This window comes from candidate division TA06 bacterium, assembly GCA_016235665.1.
Lineage (GTDB): Bacteria > Edwardsbacteria > AC1 > AC1 > EtOH8 > UBA5202.
On record JACRJI010000016.1, the window covers coordinates 153,169 to 164,933 of the forward strand.

At 55.8% G+C, this 11,765-nt stretch carries 11 protein-coding genes and 3 tRNA genes; 5 read left to right on the forward strand and 9 right to left on the reverse strand.

Translation table 11 applies throughout. From position 1 onward, the window contains the following. The first annotated feature begins 105 nt into the window (after positions 1-105). A complete protein-coding gene (locus HZA73_11040; protein MBI5806557.1) occupies positions 106-2,070 on the forward strand; it encodes a tetratricopeptide repeat protein in 1,965 nt (654 codons plus the stop codon). Beyond that, on the forward strand, positions 2,060-3,136 hold the full coding sequence (locus HZA73_11045) for a DUF4388 domain-containing protein (protein ID MBI5806558.1): 1,077 nt from the start codon (positions 2,060-2,062) through the stop codon (positions 3,134-3,136). The genes HZA73_11040 and HZA73_11045 overlap by 11 nt, the downstream gene beginning before the upstream one ends. 143 nt (positions 3,137-3,279) lie before the next feature. On the opposite strand, the gene HZA73_11050 is transcribed toward HZA73_11045, so the two are convergent. After that, positions 3,280-4,941 (reverse strand): nucleoside kinase, encoded by a 1,662-nt coding sequence (locus HZA73_11050; GenBank protein MBI5806559.1) that lies wholly within the window; start codon positions 4,939-4,941, stop codon positions 3,280-3,282. A 273-nt stretch (positions 4,942-5,214) separates the two neighbouring features. Between HZA73_11050 and HZA73_11055 the strand changes: the two genes are divergently transcribed. From HZA73_11055 to HZA73_11065, 3 genes are all read left to right on the forward strand, one after another. Beyond that, entirely contained in the window at positions 5,215-5,823 is a 609-nt protein-coding gene (locus tag HZA73_11055) for a thymidine kinase (GenBank protein MBI5806560.1), read from the forward strand. Between the two features lie 3 nt (positions 5,824-5,826). Next, complete coding sequence (locus HZA73_11060; protein ID MBI5806561.1) at positions 5,827-6,294, forward strand: HIT family protein; 468 nt, start codon at positions 5,827-5,829, stop codon at positions 6,292-6,294. A gap of 76 nt (positions 6,295-6,370) precedes the next feature. Beyond that, complete coding sequence (locus HZA73_11065) at positions 6,371-7,096, forward strand: CPBP family intramembrane metalloprotease (GenBank protein MBI5806562.1); 726 nt, start codon at positions 6,371-6,373, stop codon at positions 7,094-7,096. 106 nt (positions 7,097-7,202) lie between these two features. Here the strand turns inward: HZA73_11065 and HZA73_11070 are convergent, their stop codons facing one another. From HZA73_11070 to HZA73_11105, 8 genes are all read right to left on the reverse strand, one after another. Further along, positions 7,203-7,352 carry an SWIB/MDM2 domain-containing protein gene (locus HZA73_11070; GenBank protein ID MBI5806563.1) on the reverse strand — a complete coding sequence of 50 codons (150 nt, stop codon included), beginning with the start codon at positions 7,350-7,352 and terminating at the stop codon, positions 7,203-7,205. A gap of 50 nt (positions 7,353-7,402) precedes the next feature. Continuing rightward, positions 7,403-7,479, reverse strand: a tRNA-His gene (locus HZA73_11075). A 71-nt stretch (positions 7,480-7,550) separates the two neighbouring features. Then, a tRNA-Arg gene (locus tag HZA73_11080) sits at positions 7,551-7,627 on the reverse strand. Positions 7,628-7,860: 233 nt separating this feature from the next. Then, positions 7,861-7,936 (reverse strand) — tRNA-Pro (locus tag HZA73_11085). Between the two features lie 69 nt (positions 7,937-8,005). Continuing rightward, positions 8,006-8,626, reverse strand: coding sequence for an XTP/dITP diphosphatase (locus HZA73_11090; GenBank protein ID MBI5806564.1), 621 nt, complete (start codon positions 8,624-8,626; stop codon positions 8,006-8,008). A 153-nt stretch (positions 8,627-8,779) separates the two neighbouring features. Further along, entirely contained in the window at positions 8,780-9,484 is a 705-nt protein-coding gene (locus HZA73_11095) for a CPBP family intramembrane metalloprotease (GenBank protein MBI5806565.1), read from the reverse strand. After that, on the reverse strand, positions 9,465-10,430 hold the full coding sequence (gene dusB / locus HZA73_11100) for a tRNA dihydrouridine synthase DusB (protein MBI5806566.1): 966 nt from the start codon (positions 10,428-10,430) through the stop codon (positions 9,465-9,467). The genes HZA73_11095 and dusB overlap by 20 nt, the downstream gene beginning before the upstream one ends. 250 nt (positions 10,431-10,680) lie before the next feature. After that, positions 10,681-11,709, reverse strand: a complete 1,029-nt coding sequence (locus HZA73_11105) for an undecaprenyl/decaprenyl-phosphate alpha-N-acetylglucosaminyl 1-phosphate transferase (protein MBI5806567.1) — start codon at positions 11,707-11,709, stop codon at positions 10,681-10,683. Positions 11,710-11,765 lie beyond the last annotated feature (56 nt).

Consider the following 11,765-nt stretch of genomic DNA (forward strand, 5'->3'; position numbering starts at 1 on the left):
TCACAAGGTCCGGGAAATATTTTGGATTTTTTGCTTGACTTATGGCGTGCTTTAACCTATCATTTTACATATGTTTATAAAACTCACAATCCAAATCCATTTATGATGAAAAAAAGAATCCTGTTGTTCCTGGCCGTCTTGATCCTGTCCGCAGTTCCCTGCTTTTCCCAGAATAGGGAGGATGACCCCGGGGAAGCGGCGCCTATCCAAACGGCTGTGCCCGCAAAGGTTTTGGCCGACAGCCAATCCTTTTACCGTCTGCTGGACTGGCCCTTGTTGTGGCAGAAAAGCCGAACCGGTTTATCTGGGGATTCCGTTGATCAGTCTTTGGATCTGGCTGATTCGGCCCTGACCAAGGCTGCCTCTTTGGATATCAGTCTGCCCCTCCAGGCTGGTTATCTTAAAAACCTTTCTCGCCAGGCTTTGCGGGAGCGTAACCGGAACCTGGATTACCGCTATTACCAGCTGGCCCTCAAGGCCGATCCCACATATCCCGGTCTTATTTACAATTATTTTTTGATCCAGCAGGAGCGGACCGGATTCAGCCAGGCCTTGAAGGATTCCTGGAACTATTTCAATTCGGCCAGAAAGTATTTCCAGTTTGAATTGGGTTTTTCCGCCAAAGCCCTGATCATGGTCTCGATTTTCCTTTTGACTGCCAGCCTGATATTCCTGCTGCTGCTGGCGGTGAAGCACTTGCCATACCTGCACCATATATTTAGCGATCTGATGCCCGATGTCATGCCGCCATACAGCCGCCGACTGATCACCGCCGCCCTATTGGTCTCATTATGCCTTATCCTGGGGTTCGTAAGCCTGGTCCTGCCGGCGGCCCTGATGGCGATCGCGGGCTCGGTCTACGCCTCCCGTAAGGAGAAGATACTGCTGCTTTTGGTACTGGTGCTTTTAACAGCTTCCGGTCTGGGCCTTACGGCCGGACGGCATTTGTTCGTCACTATGAACGATGATTACATCCAGGCCTTGGCCCGGGCCAATCATTCAGAGGCTGACGCCAGGCTCAAGGCCCAGCTGTCCAAATGCCAGCAGCAGCGCCCCGATAACCTGACCCCGCTGTTTTGCCTGGCCCTGATGGAAAAACGATCCGGTGATTTCGGCCAGGCCCGGCAGTATCTGGAGACTATGCTGGCGAACGGTGGACAAAACTCCAAGGTTTTGAATAATCTGGGAAACATGCTTTTCTACCAGGGGAAGATCGACAGTGCCGCTGATTTTTACCGCCGGGCCATCCAGGTCAACCCGGCGGCGACCCTGCCCCATTACAACCTGGCCCAAGCCTATTTCAAGCAGGTTGATTTCAAGGCCGCCGACCAGGAACGGGAATACGCTATGCTCTTGGACCGGGCGGGCATATCGTCCCGAGCCGGTTTTCAGGATGCCGGACTGGTGCTGGATGAACTGATACCTGCATCATATTTCTGGGGTCAAGTCTGGCTGGGCTTGGATCCCTTGTCCGGCTTCAGCCCGGCCGAGTCAGCCGGTTTGATGGGACTGAACCTGTGGCTACCCGGATGGCTGGGACTGGCACTGCTGGGTTTGGGACTGATAGTGGTGATAGTATTTTTCAATGGCCCGGCGCCTGATCGCTGTTCGGTCTGCGGCAAGGCGGTCTGTTCCCAATGCCAGAAGACCTCCGCCCAGCAGGACCTGCTATGCTCCGATTGCCACCAGGTGATCTCGGCCGCCACTTCGCCGGAGTTGCAGGAAACAATGACCTCCAAGCTGAAGTTGCAGAGGACCAAGCGCAGGGTCTGGACCGGGGCCATTTCCAACCTGCTGGTGCCGGGTTCGGTGCTGTTACTTGAAAGCATGACTGTCCTGGCCCTGCTGTTGGCCTTCCTCTGGGGAGGGATATATGCCATACTTTGCGGATTTAAACTTTTGCTTTTCCCCCGGGACCTCCAGTATTACATCTTTCAGACCGGGCCGGGCTGGCTGATCATAACTCTGTTGATCCTGAGCTGGCTTTTCACCTGGGTGATTTTCCTGAAACACTCTAATCTGCTGGCCCATCCGGCCCAGCCTGTAAAGGATGGTACTCATGGAAGGTAATGTCAAAGAATTCGGACTGGCCGACGTCATTCAATTCATCTCCACCAGCCAGAAGACCGGAGTGCTGCTGCTTGACCATCATACCGACACCGCCTCCATCGCCTTCTCCAACGGCGACATCACCGCCGCGGTCTACGGCCGGAAGGGCAAGCAGGACCAGCTGCAGGACTACCTGTTCCGCTCCAAGAAGCTTGATACCGGTACCATTCAGAAGCTGACCCAGATCCAGAAGGACACCAACCTGGGCATCGACGAGGTGATGATCAAGGAGCAGATCATGACCGAGGAGGAACTGTTCGGTGTGATCGCCTTCAAGATACAGGAGGTGATAGACGACATCTTCACCTGGAGCGACGCTCACTACAAATTCGACGCCCAGGCCGATCTTTACACCAAGAGCCGGACCAAACTCACCATTCCCCCGGCCACTTTGCTGATGGAAGCCATGCGCCGCAAGGACGAGTGGCCCCGGATAAAGATGGCCATCCCCTCCGAGGACATAGTACTGTTGATCAAGCCCGACGGCATGCTGCCCTACGACGCCCTGCCCGAGGCCAAGCAGATGATGGAGTTCATTGACGGCCAGCGAACCATCTCGGAAATGATCCAGCTCTCCGGCTTCGGGCGCTTCCGGACCTTTAACGCCTTGTTCCATTTGTTCGAGCTGGGGATGATCGAGCGCAAGGTCATCGAGAGTACCGCCCCGCCAAGGACCTTGGCCAAGCCCAAGACCCCGTCCCCGTTGTTAAAATATGTGGGGCCAGCCGCCACGATGGTGGCCACCATAGGAATCGTGCTGATTTTTTTAACCGCCGCGGTCTTCGGGGGACATAAGATAAGCCTGCTGCTGGATTCCGGGACCAACTTAGTGGACGAACTGCTTTTGAAATCGGCCCGGGACAAGTATCAGCAGGAAATTGAGATCTATAAGATGCTCAACGGGCGCTACCCGGAGGAACTTGGGCAGGTGGTAAATGACCGGAGGTATTTGTACCAGTTGCAGTACGGGGTTTCCGGGGATGGGCAGAGATTTGAGTTGCGAGAGGTGAGTCTGAACGAAAATTAACGGATACATGAGAAAAGCCCGGTCAGTTATGACCGGGCTTTTCTATCTGATTTCAATGCCCCAAAGTATTTTTTGTGCCTTTTGTGCCCATTCGACATTGCTCAGGGCAGACTTTTTGTTGTTAATAAATCCTGTCCCCGCCCTTAGTACTCAAAAGTACTCCCCCCTATGAACTCCCTCAGTATCGAGGTATGCGGCACCTCGTCGGCGAACACCGGCACGAACATCTGCAAAAAGCGCTGCAGGCGATAGGCCTCGTAAAAGGCGGGATCGTCGGTGGGCACTTCCATCAAAAAGCGCTCGGCGTACATCCGCAGCACGGCCGGCTCGTAGATCAAAGTGGAATTGAAGATGATGTCAGCCTCCTCCTGGAAGGGAAAGATATTGCGCTCCTCGCCCCGCTGGACCGCGGGCCAGACCTTTAAGGTATGGGCGGCCCGGTAGCCCCTAAACAGCCGGTCCCGCACGATGCGCCGGATCAGCCGGACGTCCGAGGTGTTGATGCGGTTGTGGTTGTCCAGACAGAGCTGGGTCAGCGCGCTGATGTAGACCTTGAGCTTGTTCTCGGCCGGAACCGACCTGGTAAGTTTGGAATTCAATCCGTGGATGCCCTCCACCAAAAGGATGTCGTCATTCTTCAGTTTTAGCTTGATGGTCTTTTCGGCCCTCTGTCCGGTATGGAAATCGTAGACCGGGGTGGCCACTTCCTCCCCAGCCAACAGGGCGGTCATCTGCTGGTTGAACAGCTCCAGGTCCACCGCGCTTAAGGACTCGAAATCCGGCTTGCCGTCCTCGCCCAGCGGGGTCTGCTCCCGCCCCAGAAAATAGTTGTCGGTGGACAGGGCGATGGGATGCAGCCCGTTGACCTTGAGCTGGATCATCAACCGTTTGCTGGAGGTGGTCTTGCCCGAGGATGAGGGTCCGGCGATCAGCACTAACTTGACCCGCTGGCGCTGGGCGGTGATCCGGTCGGCCACCTCCACTATCTTCTTCTCGTGAAAGCCCTCGGCGATCCGGATCAGCTCGCTCATCTGCCCGGCCAGGCACAGCTCGTTGAGCTCGCCCACGTTGTTGACCCCCAGGATCCGGTTCCAGTCCTTGGTCTCCTTGTAGATCTGGAACAGCTTGGCCTGGGGGGAGATCTCCGGGATCCGCTCCGGATTGCGCTGCTGGGGAAAGCGCAGCACGAAGCCCGGGGGATACACTGTCAACTCGAAGCGGTCTATCAGACCGGCTCCCGGCACCACCGGCCCGTGGTAGATGTCCTTGAAGACCCCGCAGCCCACCAGCCGGACCTCGGTCAGGCGGATTGTGGTCAAAAGCTTGGCCTTGTCGGAATAGCCCTCGGCTTCGAAATATTCCTTGGCTTCCTCGATGGAGACGGTTTCTTTGACAAAGGGGCGGTTCTCGGAAACAATCAGGCGCATCCGGGCCTCGATCTTGCCCAGAGTATCTTCGTCCAGAGCCTGGTCCCCGCTGAAATCAAAATAATAGCCGTTGGCCAGCGACTGGCCCACCACCACCCGGGCCGCGGGATAGAGTTCTTTGATGGCCTCGTATAGTATCAGGCAGGCGGCCCGGCGGTACAGGGCTATGCCCTCGCGGCCGGAATAGAACACCGGCTCCAGGCGGCAGTTGGAATGAACTGTGGCATCCAGGCTGACCAGCTGCTGGTTCATCTTAGCGGCCAGGATCTTGGCAGGAGATTTGTCCAAGTATTTTTTAAAGATGGCCTGGACCTGTTCCCCGGCCTTGGTGGGCACCCGCTGGCCGTCCAGTTGGATCTCGATTGATTTATGGGTCATGTTGTCTTCTGATTTTTTCTGGTTGTGCGTTTATTGAAATTTATAGCCGACCCGCAATCTGCCGGGCCGGCTTTTCCACTGCCAATAATGTAACCTAAAAAGAGGCTGATGTCAAGTGATTTTTGGGATTTTCTCACCGGCATATTAGGCCACTGCCACATGCAAAGAAAAAGGCTTGGCTAAAAAGATGTCCCTGGGTCTTGATTTACCACCGGTTTTGATTGTATAGTTATTTATCAGCCTGTGTTTTACAAAGAAAGGGCCCTATTACTTATGATCAACGGACAACTGGAAGTCATTTGCGGATGTATGTTCAGCGGCAAGACCGAGGAGCTGATCCGCCGGCTCAAGCGGGCCAGCTACGCCCGGCAGAAGGTGCAGATATTCAAGCACTCCTTCGACACCAGATACGATGAACTGAGCATTACCACCCATTACGGGCTGAAGCTGCCCACCGTACCCTGCCGGGAGCCGGGGGACATCATCCGGGGCATAGAGCGCGGGGTGCAGGTGGTGGGAATAGACGAGGTCCAGTTCTATGGGGACCTGATAGTGCCGGCCATCGAGGAAGTGTTGAACCAGGACATCAAGGTGATCGTCTCCGGCCTAGACATGGATTTCCGGGGTGAAGCCTTCGGGGCTATGCCCCGGCTTTTGACCATGGCCGAGCAGGTGGACAAGCTGACCGCCATTTGCTCGGTCTGCGGTGAGCCAGCCACCCGCACCCAGAGGCTTTTGGACGGACACCCGGCCCCATATGACAGCGAAGTGGTCTCGGTAGGATCTACGGAGAAATACGAGGCCCGCTGCCGCAAATGCCATGCGGTTCCCGGCAAGCCGGACCAGGGGCCTTTTCACCTTTCCCCCCAGCTGGAGATGTAAACAATGAAGTGGAAAGCACCGGAGGAATGGGCCCGGCTGAAAGCAGGCATTGACTGCCCGATGTGCCTTGAAAAAGGGTTGGATGAGAATCCCCACAGTTTTAAGGTGATCGAGCTTCATCGCTCCATAGTCCGGTTTAACAAGAACCAGCATATGAAAGGCTGGACCACCCTGGTGCTGAAACGGCATGTCACGGAGCTGTTCGAACTGGGGCCGGAAGAACGGGCGGAGTTCTGGAATGAGGTTTCCCTGGTGGCCGAGGCGCTTAACGACATCTACCACCCGGCCAAGATCAACTACTGCATCTGGGGGAACATCGTGCCACATCTGCACTGCCACCTGTTCCCCCGGTTCTATGAGGATGACCCGGGCAGGCCTGTCAACCAGAACGAGAAGGAAGTGCTTCTTTCCCTTGATGAATACCGGTCGTTGATTAAAGACATCAAGGACAGATTAAACCATGGACGGTGAAACATTATTTGCCCGGTTGGCGTAATTTGACATGGTCATATGAGCACAACCATTAATTGAATGATATGGGAGCCCTATGAGCAAGATTACGGTCAAAAAAGCGGTATATCTGTCCCTGGGCATCATCACCCTGGGATGGATACAGAAGATCTACAATTATCTCTCCACCAAGCCTTCTCTGCCCGAACAGCTTGGTATTAAGGTCAAGCTGAGTGAGAACCTGCCTCAGGCTTCTTTATACATTGTTACGGTGGGCATTTTCACCTTCCTGCTGGTCTGGTATCTGCTCAAGCTGGCCAATGAGGGTTTTGGCTCCCTGGGTTTCAACCGCAACCAGCTGGGAAAGCAGATAGCCATAGGCGCTTTGTTCGGGATCGGCATCTTTGCCCTGGACACAATTCTGGTCAGCCCGGTGCTGGGGGCCCTGCTGCCAAACGCCGCGGCTGAGGGCGAAAACATAAAATATTTGTTCGGCAAATTGTACAATTTCCCGATCCTGTTGTTCCTGGGTATTTTCAAGGGCGGGTTTTTGGAAGAACTCTGGCGGATATTCGTTCTGACCAGATTCGAAAAAGCTTTCCGTAAACCGGGACTGATCTTTGCCCTGATATTCTTCTCATTGATGTTCGGCCTGGGGCATGCCTATCAGGGGATCTCCGGGATAATTTCCACCGCCATCATAGGTTTTCTTGACGGCCTGGTCTACCTGCGCAAGAGAAACGCCATGGAGGCGGTCACGGCCCATGCCGTGTTTGATGTGGTGGCTTTGGTATTGGGCTTCATTATTTATTACGGCAAGTAAAGATCCCTTAAACGGAAGTCAAAAAGCCCGAATGATCTCTCATTCGGGCTTTAATATTTTTCGGCCACCTGGTCTGCCGGGAAGGAACTCAATGCTGCGTGTGATTTTATTTGGTGGTTTTAACCTGGAGATTGTTTTCCCGAATGTAAGCCCAGAGCCCTTTGGTCAATTCCATGCCGGTGATGGTAGCCCCTTCTTTTTTCTTGAACACTTTGGCCAGGGTTGCGTCCAGCTTGATGGTTCCGCCTGCTGCCATTTTAGCTCTCCTTTTGTTGAATGTTTTTAGGTGAACTTTGGTTGATTTTTTGGGGTGGATGAGGGGATTCGAACCCCCGGCCTTCGGATCCACAATCCGACGTTCTAACCAGCTGAACTACATCCACCATGTTCTTTATGACTTGAACCTTATGATTTGGTTCAAGGAATTTTCTCGTTTCTTTTCCAGCCTTGAATATGGTACGCCTGACAGGATTCGGACCTGTGACCCTCTGCTTAGAAGGCAGATGCTCTATCCAACTGAGCTACAGGCGCATATTATTGCCGCCTTGATTGATGGGCTCCCTTGCTTCCAGTCCTGAACGGCTCGATTGAGCTCGCCGAAGTCCTGTCGAAGGAAGCTACCACCGCCGCAGCGGGGTCCCGCCCAAGGCGGGACAGGCGCACATCGTTGCTTTTTGGGTCCTGATCATTGGGATATCTTCTCCAAATCATGCTTCAATCCCATAAGCCACAAATCCCGATCATCCATAACCTGTTCCCTGAGTTGGTCGGGGTGCCCAGACTCGAACTGGGGGCTTCTTGCTCCCAAAGCAAGCGCGCTACCAACTGCGCCACACCCCGCTTTATAACAATAACTTGTAATTATATAACACTTTTACCGGCGATGTCAAGCAATACCGGGGGTTCGATTCAGGCCACAGGAAAGTTGTGCCGGTCATGGCCAGACAGACTGGCTATCAGGGAAGCGATCTTCTTTAGGGCCAGGGTCCGGTGGCTGATCCTGTTCTTCTCTTCAGGGGAAAGCTGGGCCATGGTCTTTTCATATTGGGGCAGCCAGAACACCGGATCGTAGCCGAAGCCATTATGGCCCCGGGGCTGGTCTGTGATACGGCCTTCTATCTTCCCCTCGGTAAAATAGGCCCGGTTGTGATTGGAGACCAGGGCCATGGTGCAGACGAAGCGGGCGGTCAGTTTTTCAGGGGGCAGGCCCTTGATCTCGGCCAGCAGTTTTTGGATGTTCTTTTCGGAGTCGGCCTCCTCCCCGGCATAGCGGGCGGAATGAACCCCCGGGCGGCCCTGCAGGGCATCCACCTCCAAGCCGGAGTCGTCAGCCAGGGCCCAGCAGCCGGAGTGATAGGCCGCGGTCTGGGCCTTAAGCAGAGCGTTGTCGGCAAAGGTCTTTCCCGTCTCCTCCACCTCCGGGTACTCCGGAAGATCATTCAGGCTCAGAAACTCCACCCCGTCCACTTTAAGGATCTGGGAGATCTCCCTTAGCTTGTGAGCGTTCCTGGTGGCGATGATAATCTGCATAATGGCTGGTTTTGATTAAATTTCAAGCACTAAATGCTAAATCCTAAATAATGCCCAATGATCAATGTATTCAATTACCCGGCTGTTTTAGGTTTATAGATTCGTGCTTGTTTAGAGTTTAGATATTGGCTTTTGGATCTTTCCGGCCTCAGGTTATCTCAGGTATTTCCACACCAGGAAGATGATGGCCCCCCAGCCCCCCAGCCCGTGGCAGATGGCCGCGGCCCAGATGTTTTTAGTGTGTTGGGTCAGCCAGGCCAGCACCAGCCCGCTCAGGAACACCAGTCCCACCAATGGCAGGCCGGGCAGCCCCGGCATCAAAAAGCCCACCGTCACCAGGTGGTAAAAGGTGAACAGCAGGGCCGAGATCAGCACCGTTTTGGTTTTGGAAAACCTAAGGCTTAAAAGCCCCTGCAGACCGGCCCGCCAGTACAGCTCCTCGCCCACCGGGACTATGATCCCCACAAACAAAAAGAACTGCCAGAAGCTGTAGCGCAGGGCCTGGCTCTGGGCCAGGCGCTGGGAGCAGGCCTGCAAAATGTTTCCGGAAACAGCCTGGGTGAAGAACATGGTCCCCAGCACCAGGATCAGGGCCGCCGCTCCCAGGGCCGATGATATTCCCCAGACCAGGCTATTTAGGATGTTCCGGGGCCTCATTACCAGCATTGACTTTAACCGGAAGGCCCTGATCACCCAATACGCTCCGCCGTAAAAAATCAGGCAGCACAGGAGGATGGCCAGCCAGGCGTCATTCAATATCCACAGCCCCAGCCAGTTGGCCAGGGCCGGGGCCAGGGTCAGGGCCGCCAGCAGAAAATCTATGGCCGGGCGGGAATGTTTATTCCGGTGTTTGTTCATCCATATCCCCCTGATGCCGGTGGATGGAGTTTTGAAGTTTTTCCAGCAGGCCCAGCACTTCCTCCCTGGTCTCGGCCCGCATCAGTTCCTGGCGCAGGGCGGCCGCCCCGGGAATGCCCTTGATGTACCAGCCCAGGTGCTTGCGCATCTCCCGGAGGCCCCGGGTCTGGCCCTTGTCGGCCACCGCCATCTCTATGTGCTGGATTATGACCGCCAGCTTTTCCGGCCAGCTTACTTCATATTCTGATTTTTGATTTTTGATTTTTGATTTTAGGCAGTCGTTGATCTCGGCAAACAGAAAGGGATTTCCCAGTGCCGCCCGGCCCACCATCACCAGGTCGCAGCCGGTCTCCTCCGCCATCCTTGCGGCGTCGGCCCCGCTGCGGATATCGCCGTTGCCTATCACCGGGATATTGACCGCCTGCTTGACCCGGCCGATCACCGCCCAGTCGGCCGAACCGGAGAACATCTGGCTTTTGGTCCGGCCGTGGACCGCTATGGCCGCGATCCCGCTGCCCTCAAGTATTTTGGCGATCTCCACCGCATTCTCGGCCCCCACTTCCCAGCCGCTCCGGATTTTGGCCAGCACCGGCCGGGGCGAGGCCTGGACCGCGGCCCGGGCGATCTGCCCCACCAGCTCCGGATCCTTGAGCAGGGCCGACCCGCCACCGTTCTTGACGATCTTGGGGGCCGGACAGCCGAAATTAAGGTCGTAGCAGTCGGGGGCCAAAGGCTCCAGCCAGGCCACCGCCTCGGCAAAGGCCTGGGGCCTTTTGCCGAAAAGCTGGAGGGCCACCGGACGCTCCTCCTCCCGGAATCCGGCCATTTTGAGGGTCTTCCCGTGACGGCGGGACAGGGCCTCGGTGGAAAGCATCTCGGAATATACCAAAGCCGCCCCGTACCTGCGGCATATAACGCGAAAGGCCGAATCGGTGATGCCCGCCATGGGCGCCAGCACCGCCCGGCCCTTAAGTTGGCTGATGTCTAACGCTGTTCCCAAATTGTGTCCTGAATTGTTTTGGTGAATGAAACCCGGCTAGGTTGAGATAGACCGTTTTCCAATGAGGAACCCAGGAAAGAAACATTGTTGTTTCCCGTTGGCCCTGCTGGCAGCTATAAATATTTCTGAGCAAACTGCGGAAATCGTCCGGCTAAGTATATGCCGGAGCCTGCGTCCTGTTTTGATTTCTAAAATGCTACTCCCGGTTCTTCTGCCACTTCATGAAGAACACCCAAACCAATATTATAAACACGATGGCCAGGATGGAGATCAGCCTGCGGTCGGCCGAGGCCGCCATGATGGACAGCACCGACAGGAAGAAAGTACTGCCGTAAAGGAACAGCACCGCCCCCTGGTGGGAAAACCCGGCCGACAAAAGCAGGTGGTGGATGTGCTCCTTGTCCGCCTGGTAGAATTTCTGGCCCCTCCGGGTGCGGCGCAGCACCGCCTTGACGGTGTCGAAGATCGGCACTCCCAGGGCGGCGATGGGCAGCAGCAGGGAGATGGCGGCCACGCTCTTCATGGTGCCCAGAGTGGTCATGGCCCCGAACAGGAAACCGAGCAGGGTGGCCCCGGAGTCGCCCAGAAATATTTTGGCCGGATGAAAGTTGAACGGCAGAAATCCCAGCAGGCTCCCCAGCATCAGGATCGAGGTCAAAGCCACCAGCGGTTGGCCGGTCTGTTCGGCCACAAAGAAAATTGTGAGAGCCACGATGGCGCTGACCCCGGCGGCCAGCCCGTCCAGACCGTCCAAGAAATTGAGGGCGTTGATCAGGAACACTATCCACAAGGCGGTGAAGGGATAGCTCAGCAGACCCAGGTCCAGTCTTCCGCCCAGGGGATTGGGAAGCATGGTGATCAGAAATCCCCCCCAGACCAGTACACCGGCCGCCGCGAACTGCACCAGGAACCTCAAGGCCACCGAGGCGTCCTTGAGGTCGTCGTACAGCCCGATGCCGAAGATCATCAGCCCGCCCAGGGTCAAAGCCAGAAGCTTCCGGTCCATTGTTTCGAACACCTGGGGCCAGATGCCCCTGGCCAGCCACAGGCAGATGAAAAATGACGCCGCCACCGCCGCCCCGCCCAGACAGGGAACTTCCTTCTGGTGGACCTTGCGCAGGCCGGGGCGGTCAAAGACCTGGTACCTTACCGACAGGGCCATTGCCAGCGGGGTCAGTCCCAGGGCCAGCATGGCCGCCCCGAAAAATGACAGAAGATAATGCATAACTTTTTATGGATTTACCAGAATGCCGCCCCGGTTTAAGAGGGACGGCATTCTGT